The sequence below is a fragment of the Dactylosporangium salmoneum genome (genome assembly GCF_039532525.1).
Taxonomy (GTDB): Bacteria; Actinomycetota; Actinomycetes; order Mycobacteriales; family Micromonosporaceae; genus Dactylosporangium; species Dactylosporangium salmoneum.
Genome location: NZ_BAAARV010000016.1, coordinates 339,822 through 353,900, shown reverse-complemented (window position 1 = coordinate 353,900; position 14,079 = coordinate 339,822). Strand labels below are relative to the sequence as shown.

Sequence of the window (14,079 nt, the reverse complement as noted above, 5' to 3'; positions counted from 1 at the left end):
CAGAGACGCCGAACGGTGCGCCGCGGCACGTTGCCACGGCGCACCGCAGGTCGGGTCAGACGGTTCGCCGCAGCTCGTCGGCGAGCAGGTGCGCGGCCCGCGTGGCGACCAGCCGGCCGTTGTGCGCGAGCATGAGGTCCTCGACGGCGCAGGCCGGCGGCGCGTGCTCCAGCGCCGCGGCCAGCTGCGGGTTGGCCCGTCCCCACTTCTGCACCGCGGCGACCACCTCGGCCTGCACCGCCTCGGGGGCCGCCGGGCCGGTGAGCGCGTCGATCATCCGGTCCCGGTAGGGCCAGTACGACCAGACCTTCGTCTCGTCGATGAGCTGGGCGACCGCGTCCCCGCGCTGGTAGTGCAGCGCCAGCAGCGTGGACTCGTTGCGCCCGTCGTTGATGAAGGCCTCGAGGAGCGGGTGGCGGGCGTGCGCACCGGCAACCTCGTAGAAGGTGCTGCGGCTGCCGTGCGGGGCCGCCGTCTCGACGATGTTCTTCCAGTTGATCTGGGCGGTCGGCGTGGTGGTCACGAGGGCGGCGACCGCCCGGAAGTAGACGGTCTTCGTCCGCCAGTGGCTGCGCTTGGCAGTCGGGTTGGCCGACAGGCGACGGTGCCACCGGGCGACGACGGTGTTGCTCAGATCCGGGGTGACCGTCAGGCTTGTCAGGGTCGTCGTCATCATCGCGGTCCTGTCTCCTGGCTGTCGTAGCGGGCGTCTCTTGAGACTGGCCGCCCCCGTGCGGCGTGGATATCCCGAATGTGCGTGGTCTTCGCGCTAGCCCCTGCCGCTGACCAGGTCCAGCACCGCGTCCCAGTCGCGCGGGGCGGCGTCGGCGCACCAGGCGACGTGGCGGTCCGGGCGGACGAGCACCAGCGGCCGGTCCCAGCCGGCCCGCACCGCCGGGTCGGCGACCGGCAGGTGCCGCACGGGGATGCCCCGCCCGGTGGCCGCGGCGGCCAGCCGCGCCCCCGTGGCGTCGCGGGTGAGGTCGACGAGGGTCAGCTCGGGGCCGAAGCGGTCGGCCAGCGGGTCGCCGCCGCCCAGCCGCACGTCCGGGGCCAGCCCGCCCGCGCGGACCGCGGCGTCGGGCGTCGTGCCCGCGAGCATCCCGTCGTGCCAGACGACGGCCGAGGTCGCGTGCCGGGCGGGCAGCCCGCCGGCGTCGGGGCGGTGCGCCTCCTGCCGCAGCACCCCGGCCAGCAGCTCGGGGGCGGCGCCGGCGGCGGTGAGCCGGCCGAACCGGCGCCGGGTCTCCTGCGCCCGGGCCAGCAGCTCGCGGTCGAGCAGGGCGCGCGGGCGGCGCTCCGCCTCGTAGCTGGCCAGCAGGCCCGGCCCGCCCCAGCCGTTGATCTCGGCGGCGAGCTTCCAGCCCAGGTCGACGGCGTCGGCCAGGCTGGTGTCGAGCAGCTCGCCGGCCGGATGGAAGCGGTGCGCGGCCTCGCCGGCCAGGAAGACCGGCCCGCGGCGGTACACCGTGGCGACCGCCAGCGCGTCGTCCCACTGGACCACGCCCAGGATCTCCGGCACCTCCAGGGCGGCGCCGAGCCGGTCGCGCAGCATCGCCACCGGGTCGGTGGTCACCGGCTCGTCGGCGCCCAGCGGCAGGTGGGCCACCCAGCTGTCGCCGTCGCCGCGGCTCACGCAGGTCAGCCCGCCGACCACGACGGTGGTGCGGGGCCGGTCGGCGGCCGGTAGCCGTGGGTCGGTGCTGCGGAAGAACACCGAGCAGTGCTGGACCGGGTGGCCGAGCTGGTCCATCGGCACCTCGAGGCAGCGCCGCACGGTGCTCTGCGCGCCGTCGCAGCCGACCAGGTGCCGGGTCGCGACCGCGTGCCGCACGCCGCTTCGCACGTCCAGGACGTTGGCCATGGCGCCGCCGGGCTCCATCCGCAGGCCGGTGAACGTCCAGCCCTCGCGCAGCTCGATGAGCGGGTGCCCGCGCAGCTCGTCGCGTAACCGCCGGGTCAGCTCGGCCGCGCCGATGCGGTGGTCGGGCTCGCCGGCCGGGATCCCGGCCGCGACCAGCACCGGTGCGTCGTCGAGGCGGGTCCGCCACTCGACGTCCCCGGGCCCGCCGTCGGGGCCGGCGCCGTACTTGCGGACCAGGTCGGCCAGGCCGAGCCGGCGCAGCAGGTCCATCCCGGGGCCGGTGACCCGGTCGACGCCCGGGTGGCGGGGCGGCGCGACCGCGCGCTCGACGACCAGGCAGGGCACGTTGTGGTGGGCGAGCTCCAGCGCCAGCACGGCGCCGGCGGGGCCGGCCCCGACCACGAGAACCTGGGCGCGCAGCGCGGCCGCCGTCACCGATCCACCACCATGGCTCGTCCCCCAGTCGTCCGGACCCGGCGACCGCAGCGTCGCCTAAGTCATGCTCGGGTCCGGCGAGGGAAACGCGGTATCACGCGTTCACGTGGTTAGGGCCTGTTATGCAGCGGGCCCCAGGCGATCGCGGGCGACCAGCTGGGCCAGCTCGACGCGGCCGCGCAGGCCGAGCTTGGTGAAGATCTTGCGCAGGTGGCTGTCGACGGTGTGCCGGGAGAGGAAGAGCTCGGCGGCCACCTGCCGGTTGGTGAACCCGTCGGCGACCCACACGGCCACCCCGAGCTCGGCCCGGGTCAGCTGGTGCAGCGGCGAGCCGGGCCGGAACGCGGCCGCCTCGGACGTGGCCTTGGGGCCGCCGAGGGCGAACTCCAGGCGGCGGCGGGCCCGCTCGGCCCGGCACTCGGTGACGATCGCGATCGCCTCGGTGGCCCAGGCCCGGCCCTGCTCGGGGTCGGCGGCGTTGAGCGCGGCGTCCTCGAGGGCGCCGGCCAGCGCGAGCCGGCGCGGGGTGCGGCGGAAGCGCTCGACGGCCGCCCGCAGCAGCCACGGGTCGCCGGTGAGGAGGCCCTCGGCGTGGTCGGCGGCGGCGGCGAGGGAGATCACGCCCGGGTTGCGCTCGGCGAGGCGGCGGGCGGCGGCGACGGCCACGCGGGCGCGGGCCTCGTCGCCGGCCTTGGCCGCGATGTGCACGAGGGCGGCCGCGGTGGCCGGGTCCTGGGCGATGAGCGCGGGCCGCGCGGGCAGCGCGTCGTACATGCCGGCGAGGGTGGCCAGCGCGGTCCCCGGCCCGGCGACGGCATCCTGCAGCACGCCCTCGCTCCACGTGATGTCCTCGGGCGCCGCGGTGGTGCCGGCCGCCGTGCGCCGCTGCAGGTGGGCCAGGTGCGCCTGGGCCTGGGGCAGGTCGCCCTGCAGGACGGCGAGCCTGGTCAGCATTCCCAGCAGTGGTACGGCAAGCGCGTAGGCCGTCATGTTCAGCGCCACGGCCACCCCGGCCTCGGCCTCCGCCACGGCGTCGTCGAGCTGACCGCGGGCCGTGAGCAGCCCGGCGTGGTAGTAGTGCCACAGCGGGGTCGACCAGGCGGTGCCGAGCCGTTCGGACGTCTCCCGGCCGCGGCGGTACGTCTGCTCGGCCTCGTCGAACCGATCCAGCCCGGCCTGGGCGCTGCCGAGCCAGATGCGCGGGTGGCGGTGGATCGCGTCGCCGCGGACCCTGTCGGCGATGCCGGTGGCCCGCTCGGCGTGCCCGTGCGCGTCGTCGAGGCGCCCCTCGGCCTGAGCGGCGAGGCTGCGCGCGGTGAGGCCGAAGACGCTGGCGGCGTACTCCCCGGTGCCCAGCCCGGCCTCGGTGGCCCGCTCGCCGTCCTCGTCGGCGCCGCGCAGGTCGTCGCTGTAGAAGCGGGCGTGGGCGCGCACCGCGTGCAGCTTCGCCCGCACCGAATCGGGCACGTCCGGGACGGCCAGCGCGCGGTCGGCGTACTCCACCGCGGTCCGGTTCTGCCCGGCGTGCTTGAACGCGTCGGCGAGCCCGAGCAGCAGCTGCGCCTCGGTGCGCGGGTCCAGGCCGGCCAGCAGCGCGGTCTCGCCGAGGTCGTGCGCCCGCTCCAACCGGCCGGCCGAGGCGAGCAGCCCGACCGCGTCGGCGATCAGCCGGACCCGGCCGGGGTCGTGCTCGCCGATCACGTCGAGGGCGTGCAGGATCAGGTCGGCGGCGGTGCTGGGCGCGGCCGGGGCCACCTCGAGCGCGGCGTCGTGCAGGATGGTGACCGCCTCCGCGCTGCCCGAGCGCCCGGTCTTGAGCAGGTGCTCGGCCACCTCGATCGGGGAGCGACCCTCGGCCCGGGTGATCGCCGCGGCCTGCCGGTGCAGCATCGTGGCGACGGCGCTGTTGAGCGTGCCGTAGACGGCCAGGCGGACCAGGTCGTGCACGAACGTGAGCCCCTCGCCGTGGTCGACGAGGATCTTCGCCGTGGTCGCCTCCTTGATCCGCTTGAGCAGCGTCGCCGGGCGCACCTCCAGCAGCTGCGCGACCGACTCGACGCCGAAGGGCCGGCCGAAGACCGAGGCCGCCTGCAGCAGCTCCTGGGCGTCGCTGGACAGCCCGTGCAGCATCTGGTCGACGATCGTGATGAAGCTCGACGGCAGCTCCTCGCCGACCACCGTGGCCACCCCGTCGGCGACCACGATCTGGCCGGTCAGGTGCAGGGTGCGGACCAGCTGCTCGACCTGCAGCGGGTTGCCGTCGCAGAAGCCGGCCAGGGCGAGCACCGTGTTGTCCACGTCGGCGCCGACCACCTGGGCGCAGAGCCGGCGCACGGCGTCGTCGTCGAGCGCGCCGAGCACCACGTGCTCGTGCCCGTCGCGCACCAGCCGCTCCATCAGCTGCTGCCCGGGCGTGCCGGTCGGCGCCGGGCGGTGCGCGAAGATCCAGCGCACCGGCGAGGAGGCCAGCGCCGGCACCAGCTCGGCCACGGCCAGGGCGGACAGCTCGTCCATCCACTGGGCGTCGTCGATCACGATGACCAGCGGGCGCTGGGCGGCGTAGTCCTCCAGCGCCGCGCCGAGGCGTTCGATGATGCGGTACTGCGCGTCGCCGTCCTCGCGGGTCCAGTCCACGGCCGGCTGCAGCTGCTGCAGCGCGGACTGCAGGGTGATGAGCGGGGCCGCCTTGTCGAGCTCGAACGCGGCCCGGGCCGCCACCGCCACGCCCCGCCGCTGCGCGCACTCGGCGGTCGCCCGCAGCAGGTGCGACTTGCCGATGCCGGACGAGCCGGTGAGGACCGTGCAGCCGCCGAAGCCGTCCGCGGCGCCGGTCACCGCTCTGCGCAGGACAGCGAGCTCGCGGTCTCGTCCGAACGTGGCCGAGTGTGGCAGCGTCAGCGGAATCACCCTCGATGTCATTGAGATGAATGGCGGTCTGCTGATTCTCGCGGCCGTTGAAGATCCACTTGAACAGCCTTTCGGGGGACCCTGGCGAACCCGGACGGCATCGGCCGTAGGACCGATTCAGTCCTGCTCGGGGCCACCCGGCGCCGGGTCGAGGATTTCGGCCAGGAGTCGCCGGAGGATCTGCGGGCCGCGCTCGGTCAGCACCGACTCGACGTGGAACTGGATCGATCGCACACCGGCCAGACGCAGTGCGTGCACGGCGCCGGTGCGTGCGTCCCGCAATATCCCGATCCGTTCCGGCCCGCCGTCACGCACCGTCGCCACGTGAATGGCATTCACGCGGCGGTCGGGCGCGTCGCTCACGGCCACGAACGTGTTGTAGAAGCCCACCGTGCCGAATCCGGGGACGCGCCGCGGCACGCCCTGGGCCGGCTCGGTCAGGCGCCGGATGGGCAGGCCGCACTCGTCGGCGAGCACCTGGTGGCCCAGGCACACGGCGAGCATCGGGGTGCGCTCCTCCAGCAGCCGCCGCACGATCCCGTGCAGCGCGTCGATGCGCGGGTCGGTGCGGTCGCGCGGGTCGCCCGGCCCGGGGCCGACCACGACCGCGTCGTAGCCGTCGCGCAGCTTGGTGTCCACGTCGACCGTCAGGCCGAGCGCCTCGGTGAGCCGGGCCAGCATCGCGGTGAAGTCGTCCTCGGCGTCGACGACGAGCACCCGGCCGGACAGCGGCGGCAACGCGACCGGGCGGCCGAGCCAGAACGGGGACAGGCCCGCGTTGCGCCGCCGCAGGGCGCCCTCGACCTTGGGGAGGGCTGTTCGTCGTACCGCTGCCGGGTCTTGCTCCTGACCCAGCGCGGCGAGCAGCGCGGCGGCCTTGACCCGCGTCTCCGCGGCCTCCGCGGCCGGGTCGGAGTGGCGCACCAGCGTCGCCCCGACGCCGATGACCAGGCCGCCGTCCGCGTCGATCTCGGCGGTGCGGATGATCAGCGCCGAGTCCAGGGTGCCGGGGCCGAGCAGCGCGACCGCGCCGCCGTAGTGGCCGCGGCCGGTGCGCTCGCGGGCGGCGACCACCCGGCAGGCGGCGGTCAGCGGGCTGCCGGTCACCGTCGGGGCCGGCATCGTGGCCCGCAGCACCTCGGCCGGCCCGAGCGCGGTCCGCCCGTCGATCACGTACTCGGTGTGCGCCAGCCGGGACATCGGCCGCAGCCACGGCCCGCGCAGCCGGGCGCCGCCCGGGCACACCCGGGCCATCATCTTGAGCTCCTCGTCGGCGACCATGTACAGCTCCTCGGTCTCCTTGCGGTCGGCGAGGAAACGGCGCAGCCCGCGGGCGGTCGGTCCGCCGGGCGGGTAGCGGTAGGTGCCGCTGATCGGGTTCATCGCGGCCACCCCGCCGGCCAGGCGGGCCTGCGCCTCCGGGGTCGCGCCGAGCAGCGTCCGGCCGCCGCCGTGCACCAGGAACGTCCAGTAGGCGCCGCGCTCGGCCAGCAGCAGCCGGCGGAACGCGGCCAGCGCCAGGCGCGCGGAGAAGCCCGGGATGCTCGCGCGGTAGGCCCGGCGGATCACGAAGTTGGAGCCGGTGCCGCCGCCGATGTCCTCGGCGACGACCCGCCGCACGATCGCGGCGTAGGCCTCGTCGTCGAGGTCGAACCGGCCGCCCTCGACCCGCACGGGGTCGTGCGGCAGCAGCTCGAGGGCCTCGGCCACCGGCAGGTCGGCCCGCTCGGCGGCGGCGAAGGCGAGCAGCGGGGCGCCGTCCTCGATGCAGGGCAGGCCGGCGTCGGCGATGGCGCGGTACGGCAGCGCGGCCACGATCTCGGCGGCCACCGGCCGGTCGGGCAGCTCGCCCAGGGGTGCTCCGGTGCGGATCTCCACCCGGTCGCCCCGGCGGATGAGTGCGAACGCCTCGGCGTCCCCGGCGGCGATTCGGTCCAGCAGCGGCATCATGGTCCCCACGCTGGCAGTCCCCGCGCGTGGGCGGCCACTACTCATTGAGGTAGTGGGCCGTGTCCGGGCCCGTGGCTAGCGTCGGCGACGTGGCTCACAACGACACCTTCGCCCGCCGGGTGCGGCTCGACCGCCTGTACCGCAACGGATCCGGCGGCCTCCTCGTGGTCCCGCTCGACCACCCGGTCAGCGGCGGCCCGAACCTCCACAGTGGACGCCACGGCAGCCTCGACCGGCTCGTCGGCGAGCTCGCCGGCAACGGCGCCGACGCCGTGGTGCTGCACAAGGGCGCGCTGCGCCACGTCCAGCCCCGCTGGTTTCGCGACCTGTCCCTCATCGTGCACTGCAGCGCCGGCACCGGCCTGTCCGACCCGGACGACAAGGTGCTGGTCTGCGGCGTCGAGGAGGCGCTGCGGCTGGGCGCCGACGCGATCAGCGTGCACGTCAACGCGGGCGCCGCGACCGAGCCCCGGCAGCTGGCCGACCTCGGCGCCGTCGCCGCCGCCTGCCAGGACTGGGGCGTGCCGCTGCTGGCCATGGTGTACGCCCGCGGCCCCGGCATCACCGACGGCCGCGCGCCGCGCCTGGTCGCGCACGCCGCCACCATCGCCGCTGAGCTCGGCGCCGACCTGGTCAAGACGGTGCTGCCGCGGGCCGGGGCGGACCTCGAGGCGCTGATGGCCGGCTGCCCGATCCCCGTGCTGGCCGCCGGCGGCGACGCCGCGGACGGGGCGGCCACCCTCGGCCACCTCGCCGAAGCCATGCGGGCCGGGGCCGGCGGGATCGCCGCCGGCCGGCTCGTCTTCACCAACCCCGACCCGGCCGCCGTGCTGCGCCGGCTCGCCGCCCTCGTCCACGACCGCGCCCCGGTCCACAGCCGGTGAGCGAAACCACCGTTCGTTCACGACCGCGCCCCGGCCCACAGCCGGTGAGCGAAACCACCGTTCGTTCACGACCGCGCCCCGGCCCACAGCCGGTAACCCCGGCCACCGGCCGGTGAAGGGAATCCCACCGTGAAGCAGTGCTGGCTCGACATCCGCTCCGCCGACGACGCCCTGAAGTCCGCCCTGTGCCAGGAGGCCATCCACCGCGGCTTCGACGCGATCGTCGCCGCCGACCCGGCCGACCTCGACGGCCTGCCGCCGACCGTGACCAGGGTGCTGCTGCCCGGCCCGGGCGGCGCGCCTTCCGACATTCCCGAGTACATCGACCTCGTGCTCGGCTCGAAGCAGGGCGCCTACGTCGAGGTGGTCGACGCCGAGACGCTGGCCGAGGCCTGCGAGAGCGTGGTGCGCGACCCGGTGACCGTGGTGCGCTTCGCCGACCCGACCAACATCCCCCTGGAGATCGTGCTGGCCGCGGCGGCCGACGCCGGCGGGGTCTGCATCACCGTGCTGGACCGGCCCGAGGAGGCCGCCGTGTTCCTCGGCGTGCTCGAGCACGGCCCGGACGGGGTCATGATCGCCCCCACCGCGCCCGGCGAGGCGGGCCGGCTCAAGGACGCCGTCGAGCGCCGCTCGCCCGACCTCGCGCTGACCGAGCTGACCGTCACCGGCATCACCCACGCCGGGATGGGGGAGCGGGCCTGCGTGGACACGTGCACGTACCTGGCCCAGGACGAGGGCATCCTGGTCGGCTCGCGGGCCAAGGGCATGGTGCTGTGCGTCAGCGAGACGCACCCGCTGCCGTACATGCCGACCCGGCCGTTCCGGGTCAACGCCGGCGCGATCATGTCCTACACGCTCACCGAGGACGGGCACACCCGCTACCTCAGCGAGCTGCGGGCCGGCGGCGTCGTGCTGGCCGTCGGGGCGGACGGGCGGACCCGGCCGGTCGTCGTCGGCCGGGTGAAGATCGAGACCCGGCCGCTGCTGTCCGTCGACGCCGTCTCCGACAGCGGGGAGCCGGTCAACCTGATCCTGCAGGACGACTGGCACGTGCGGGTGCTCGGCCCGGGCGGCAAGGTGCTCAACTCGACCGCCCTGCGCCCCGGCGACCGGCTGCTGGGGTACCTGCCCCAGCGCGAGCGGCACGTCGGCTACCCCATCGACGAGCTGTGCTACGAGCAATGATCGTCGACTTCCACGCGCGCCTGAGCCCCGGCCCGGGCGCGCTCGACGCCCTCCTCGGGGCGCTGGACTCGGCCGGGGTGGACCGGGCCGCGGTCTGCGCCGGCGGCCTGGTCGACCTCGACCGGCTCTCCGTGCAGATCGTCGACGGCGGGCGGAGCGAGGCGCGGGCCGACAACGAGGGGGTCCGCCGGGCGTGCGCGGCGTCCGGCGGCCGGCTGGTGCCGTTCTTCTTCGCCGACCCGGGCCGCGACGCCGCCGAGTACGCCGCGGTGGCCTCCGGGTACCGCGGCCTGGAGATCTCCCCGGCGGTGCACGGGTTCCGGCTCGACGACCCCGGCGTCGACGAGCTCGCCGCCGTCGCGGCCCGCCACGGCCACCCGGTCTACGTGGTGTGCCTGGGCCGCCCGGGCACCCGCGCCGAGGACCTGGCCGCGCTGGCCGGCCGGCACCCGTCGGTCACCTTCGTGTCCGGCCACTGCGGGCACACCGGCCTGGACGCGGCCGGCCTGACCCGCCTGGCCGGCGTGCCCAACGTCGCCGTCGAGCTGTCCGGCTGCTTCACCGCCGTGGCCCGCCTGGCCGTGCGCCGCCTCGGCGCCGGCCGGGTGCTGTTCGGCACCGAACATCCCCTGCAGCACCCCGCCGTCGAGGTGGCCAAGCTGCGCGCGCTCGGCCTCCCGCCGGGCGAGCACGCGCTGGTGGCCGGCGGCAACGCGCTGCGCCTGCTGTCCTTGGAGGACCGATGAACCTGCCCCAGATCGGCGACTGGGCCGATTTCGACGGCCTCGCCCGGTTACAGCGCGACCGCCTGCCGGCCGTCCTGGCCGCGGCCGAGCGCTCGCCGTTCTACCGCAAGCGCGGCGTCGGGCCGCTGGAGGAGCAGCCGCTCACCACCAAGCAGGACCTGCGCGACGCCTACCCGTTCGGGATGCTCGCCGCCGACCGCGCCGACCTGGCCACCTACCACGAGTCCAGCGGCAGCACCGGCGACGCGACCGCCTCCTACTACACCGAGGCCGACTGGGTCGACCTGGCCGAGTGCTTCGCCCGCAAGTGGACCGGCATCACCGCCGCCGACACCATGCTGGTGCGCACCCCGTACGCGCTGATGATCACCGGGCATCTCGCCCACGCCGCCGCGCGCCGGCACGGGGCCACCGTCGTGCCGGCCGACAACCGCTCGCTGGCCACCCCGTACTCCCGGGTCGTGCGCCTGCTGCACGACCTCGGCGTCACGCTCACCTGGTCGCTGCCGACCGACGCGCTGCTGTGGGCGGCCGCCGCCCGGATCGCCGGCTATCGCGACTTCCCGGCCCTGCGCGCCCTCTTCGTCGGCGGCGAGCCCGTCGGCCCGGCCCGCAAGGCCCGCATCGCGCGGATCTGGGGCGCGCCGGTGGTGGAGGAGTACGGCGCCACCGAGACCGGCAGCCTGGCCGGCGAGTGCGAGCACGGCACCATGCACCTGTGGGCCGACCGGGCGATCTTCGAGGTCCAGGACCCGGCAACGGGCGAGCTGAGCCCGCAGGGCCGCGGGCGGCTGGTCGTCACGCCGCTGTTCCGCGAGGCCATGCCCCTGCTGCGCTATGCCATCGAGGACGAGGCCGAGGTGTCGTACCGCGAGTGCCCCTGCGGCTGGCACCTGCCCGCCGTGCGCATCCTCGGCCGCTCGGCGTTCGCCGCCGGGGAGCTCACCCAGCTGGGCCTCGAGGACCTCGTCTTCGGCCTGCCCGACGACTTCGGCGTCTGGTTCTGGCGGGCCCGCGCCGACGGCGACCGGCTGCGCGTCGAGATCGAGGTGGCCGACCGCTGGCGCAGCGCGGCCGTGCACACGCTCGGCGCGGCCGTCCGGGCCGCCCATCCGGCCGTGGAGACCACCGTCGTCCCCGTCCCGCCGGGCGGCCTCGTGCCCTTCCGGATGCTCACCGCCCAGGCCGAGGTGATGAAGCCGCGCGGCCTGTTCGGGCCGGGCGAGGACTGGGACGCCGCGCTGCAGTACTACTAGGAGACCCCGATGAACATCGACGTGGCGATCGTGGGCGCCGGGATCGGCGGCCTGACCGCGGCCCTTGCCGTCCCCGGCCGGTGCACGGTCCTGGAGCGGGCGCCGGCCCCGGCCGCCGACGGCTTCGGCATCCAGCTGCCGCCCAACGCGACCCGCGCGCTGGCGGCGCTCGGCCTCGGCCCGGCCCTGGCCGCGATCTCGGTCCGCCCGGTCGCCCGGGAGCTGCGCCGCTGGTGCGACGGCGCCCTGATCGGCCGCGTGCCGCTCGGCGCGGAGGCGGAGCGGCGCTACGGCGCGCCGTACCTCGCGATGCGCCGCGCCGACCTGGTCCGGGTCCTCTTCGACGCGCTGGCGCCCGGCACGGTCCGCTTCGGCGCCCGCTGTGTCGGCGCGGCGCCCGACGGCACGCTGCGCCTGGCCGGCGGCGCCGTGGTGCGGGCCGGCCTCGTCGTCGGCGCCGACGGGCTGCACTCCGCCGTCCGGGGCGCCCTCTCCAGCCCCGGCGACGCTGCGCGGCCGATCGGCCTGACCGCCTTCCGGGCCGTGCTGCCGGCCGCCGACCCGCCGCCGGTGGTCACCGTGTGGCTCGGCCCGGGGCGGCACGTGGTCGCCTACCCGGTGCCGGGCGGGCGCAACGTCGTCGCCGTCACTGCCGGGCCGCTCGACGGCGCGTTCGACGGATGGCACGCGCCGGTGCGCGACATGGTCCGCGCGGCCGGGGCCGCCGCCGCCCACGAGATCAGGGTCCGACCGGCGCTGCCGGCGTGGCACCGGGGGCGTCTGGTCGTGCTCGGCGACGCGGCCCACCCAATGCCCCCGTTCATCGCCCAGGGCGCGGCCCAGGCCATCGAGGACGCCGCTGCTCTGGCGTCCACGGTGGACGACCTGACCGCGTTCGAGGCGGCCCGCCGGCCGCGGGCCGAGCGGATCGCCGCGGCGAGCACCGCCGGCGGCGTCGAGCACCACCTCCCCGACGGGGCCGACCAGCGCCGCCGGGACCAGCGGATCGCGGCCTCCGGGCTGCCCGACCAGGATTGGTTGTACTGCCGATGATTCCCACCATCGCCCCCTATGCGATCCCCGTGCCGCGGCGCGAGGGCCCGGCCCCGTGGCGGGTCGAGCCGCACCGCAGCGTGCTGCTCATCCACGACATGCAGCGGTACTTCGTGGACCGCTTCGCGCCGGACCTCTCGCCCGGCCGCGAGCTGCTGGCCAACGTGGCCGCCCTGCGCGCGGCGTGCGCGCGGCGCGGGATCCCGGTCGTGTACACCGCCCAGCCGGGCCGGATGACCCGGGCCGAGCGCGGGCTGCTCCACGACGTGTGGGGCCCCGGCATGACCGACGACGAGCAGAGCCGCGGCATCGTGCCGGCGATCGCGCCCGGCCCGGCCGACGTCGTGGTGACCAAGCACCGGTACAGCGCCTTCCACCGCACCAACCTCGGCGTGACCCTGCGCGCGCTGGGCCGCGACCAGCTGCTCGTGTGCGGCGTCTTCGCCCACCTGGGCTGCCTGCTCACCGCCTGCGACGCCTACGCGCACGACATCCAGCCGTTCCTGGTCGCCGACGCGATGGCCGACTTCACCGCGGCCGACCACGCGATGGCGCTGGACTACGCCGCCCGCAGCTGCGCCGCCACCCCGACGACGGAGACGGTGCTGGCCCGGCTGGCCGGGGTGCCTCAGGCCGCGGGCTCGAGCCGGGCGTAGACCAGGATGTTGCCGAGGTACTCGTGGCGGAGGTGGTCGAACGTGCCGCCGCAGGTGACCAGGCGCAGCGCCGGGTAGTCGACGGGGCCGTAGACGTCGTCGGTGGGGAAGTCGTTCTTCGGTACCTCCACCACCCGCTCGACGACGAACACCGCCGCGGCGCCGTCGGTCCGGCGCACGGTCGCGGTGTCGCCGGGGCGCAGCTCGCGCAGCCGGTAGAACACGGCCGGGCCGTCGTGCGCGGTGTCCACGTGGCCGAGGATGACCGCGGGGCCGGTCTCGCCGGGGGTGCGCAGGTTGCGGTACCAGCCGGCGGGGGCCCCGGACCGCAGCGGCGGCACCTCGACCGTGCCGTCGGGGTTGAGGCCGAGCGACATGAGCGAGGTGTCCACGCCGATCGCCGGGATCTGCAGGCGCACCGGCACCGAGGCCGGCAGTCCCCGCGTCGCCACCGGCCCGGCCGCCGGCGAGCTCGCGATCGGGCTGGGGGACGCCAGGGCCTGCCGCGGCTCGGCCCGGGGCGGCGGCGGGGGAGCGGGGGAGGCCCCGACGACCAGCAGGGTCAGGCCGCTCACCGCCAGCGCCGCGACGAGCCCGTTGCCGACGATCGGGCGCACGGGCTCAGCGCTCGCGGGGGCGCAGGCGGAACACGTACAGGGCGGCGGCGCCCAGCAGCAGCACGATGCCGGTGCCGGCGAGGACCGGGCTGCGCATGCCGAGCCCGTCGCCGCCGCCGGTGTGGGGCGCGCCGCTCGGTGCCGCCGCGGTGGCGGTCGTCGGCGCCGCCCCCACGCCCGCGTCGCCGGTCGGCTCCGACGGCGCCGCGGTGGTCCGGGTCGGGGCGAGCGCGCCGGCGGCGCCGGTACGGCCGGTCGAGGGGGCCACGGACGCGTCCCCGCCGGTGCGGGCCGGCAGGGCGGTGCTCGAGGGGCCGGGCGCGGCGTCGTCGCCCGAGCCGGAGCCGTGGTACTGGCAGTAGCCCAGCAGCGCCAGGAGCAGCACGATGAGCACCGCGCCGCCGGCCGCGATCGCGGTGCGGCTGTCGCGGCCGCCGAAGTGTCGCCGTGCTGGTTCGGTCATCGGTCCGTCCCTCCCGAGATGGCCCCGAGAATCCGCAGGTGGGTTCGAGTGTGGTACCCC

12 protein-coding genes are annotated in these 14,079 nt (G+C 76.2%); 6 read left to right on the top strand and 6 right to left on the bottom strand.

Annotated elements, in window-relative coordinates; all coding sequences use genetic code 11:
* Positions 1-55: 55 nt before the first annotated feature.
* The 4 genes from ABD352_RS09190 to ABD352_RS09175 form a co-directional block, all read right to left on the bottom strand.
* The gene (locus tag ABD352_RS09190; RefSeq protein ID WP_344611819.1) at positions 56-676 is read right to left on the bottom strand and encodes a hypothetical protein; all 621 of its coding nucleotides are present in this window, start codon (positions 674-676) and stop codon (positions 56-58) included.
* A gap of 93 nt (positions 677-769) precedes the next feature.
* Positions 770-2,299, bottom strand: a complete 1,530-nt coding sequence (locus tag ABD352_RS09185; RefSeq protein ID WP_344611818.1) for an FAD-dependent monooxygenase — start codon at positions 2,297-2,299, stop codon at positions 770-772.
* Between the two features lie 120 nt (positions 2,300-2,419).
* Positions 2,420-5,218 carry a helix-turn-helix transcriptional regulator gene (locus ABD352_RS09180; RefSeq protein WP_344611817.1) on the bottom strand — a complete coding sequence of 933 codons (2,799 nt, stop codon included), beginning with the start codon at positions 5,216-5,218 and terminating at the stop codon, positions 2,420-2,422.
* Positions 5,219-5,323: 105 nt separating this feature from the next.
* Positions 5,324-7,165 (bottom strand): anthranilate synthase family protein, encoded by a 1,842-nt coding sequence (locus ABD352_RS09175; protein ID WP_425553504.1) that lies wholly within the window; start codon positions 7,163-7,165, stop codon positions 5,324-5,326.
* An 80-nt stretch (positions 7,166-7,245) separates the two neighbouring features.
* Between ABD352_RS09175 and ABD352_RS09170 the strand changes: the two genes are divergently transcribed.
* The 6 genes from ABD352_RS09170 to ABD352_RS09145 all read left to right on the top strand — a co-directional run bounded on the left by ABD352_RS09170 (position 7,246) and on the right by ABD352_RS09145 (position 12,939).
* Positions 7,246-8,040, top strand: a complete 795-nt coding sequence (locus tag ABD352_RS09170; protein ID WP_344611815.1) for a 2-amino-3,7-dideoxy-D-threo-hept-6-ulosonate synthase — start codon at positions 7,246-7,248, stop codon at positions 8,038-8,040.
* A 129-nt stretch (positions 8,041-8,169) separates the two neighbouring features.
* Positions 8,170-9,228, top strand: a complete 1,059-nt coding sequence (locus ABD352_RS09165; protein ID WP_344611814.1) for a 3-dehydroquinate synthase II family protein — start codon at positions 8,170-8,172, stop codon at positions 9,226-9,228.
* A complete protein-coding gene (locus ABD352_RS09160; protein WP_344611813.1) occupies positions 9,225-9,974 on the top strand; it encodes an amidohydrolase family protein in 750 nt (249 codons plus the stop codon). Before ABD352_RS09165 ends, ABD352_RS09160 begins: the two co-directional genes overlap by 4 nt.
* Positions 9,971-11,230 (top strand): phenylacetate--CoA ligase family protein, encoded by a 1,260-nt coding sequence (locus tag ABD352_RS09155; RefSeq protein ID WP_344611812.1) that lies wholly within the window; start codon positions 9,971-9,973, stop codon positions 11,228-11,230. Before ABD352_RS09160 ends, ABD352_RS09155 begins: the two co-directional genes overlap by 4 nt.
* Before the next feature lie 9 nt (positions 11,231-11,239).
* A complete protein-coding gene (locus ABD352_RS09150) occupies positions 11,240-12,283 on the top strand; it encodes an FAD-dependent monooxygenase (RefSeq protein WP_344611811.1) in 1,044 nt (347 codons plus the stop codon).
* Positions 12,280-12,939, top strand: a complete 660-nt coding sequence (locus ABD352_RS09145) for an isochorismatase family protein (RefSeq protein ID WP_344611810.1) — start codon at positions 12,280-12,282, stop codon at positions 12,937-12,939. The genes ABD352_RS09150 and ABD352_RS09145 overlap by 4 nt, the downstream gene beginning before the upstream one ends.
* Here the strand turns inward: ABD352_RS09145 and ABD352_RS09140 are convergent.
* Positions 12,912-13,556, bottom strand: a complete 645-nt coding sequence (locus ABD352_RS09140) for a class F sortase (RefSeq protein ID WP_344611809.1) — start codon at positions 13,554-13,556, stop codon at positions 12,912-12,914. The genes ABD352_RS09145 and ABD352_RS09140 overlap by 28 nt on opposite strands.
* Before the next feature lie 4 nt (positions 13,557-13,560).
* The gene (locus ABD352_RS09135) at positions 13,561-14,019 is read right to left on the bottom strand and encodes a hypothetical protein (RefSeq protein WP_344611808.1); all 459 of its coding nucleotides are present in this window, start codon (positions 14,017-14,019) and stop codon (positions 13,561-13,563) included.
* Positions 14,020-14,079 lie beyond the last annotated feature (60 nt).

Excerpts from the sequence above, each read along its gene's own strand:
- ABD352_RS09160 (WP_344611813.1), top strand. The coding sequence starts at position 9,225 with ATGATCGTCGACTTCCACGCGCGCCTGAGCCCCGGCCCGGGCGCGCTC.
- ABD352_RS09180 (WP_344611817.1), bottom strand. The coding sequence starts at position 5,218 with ATGACATCGAGGGTGATTCCGCTGACGCTGCCACACTCGGCCACGTTC.
- ABD352_RS09155 (WP_344611812.1), top strand. The coding sequence starts at position 9,971 with ATGAACCTGCCCCAGATCGGCGACTGGGCCGATTTCGACGGCCTCGCC.
- ABD352_RS09150 (WP_344611811.1), top strand. The coding sequence starts at position 11,240 with ATGAACATCGACGTGGCGATCGTGGGCGCCGGGATCGGCGGCCTGACC.
- ABD352_RS09135 (WP_344611808.1), bottom strand. The coding sequence starts at position 14,019 with ATGACCGAACCAGCACGGCGACACTTCGGCGGCCGCGACAGCCGCACC.
- ABD352_RS09190 (WP_344611819.1), bottom strand. The coding sequence starts at position 676 with ATGATGACGACGACCCTGACAAGCCTGACGGTCACCCCGGATCTGAGC.
- ABD352_RS09145 (WP_344611810.1), top strand. The coding sequence starts at position 12,280 with ATGATTCCCACCATCGCCCCCTATGCGATCCCCGTGCCGCGGCGCGAG.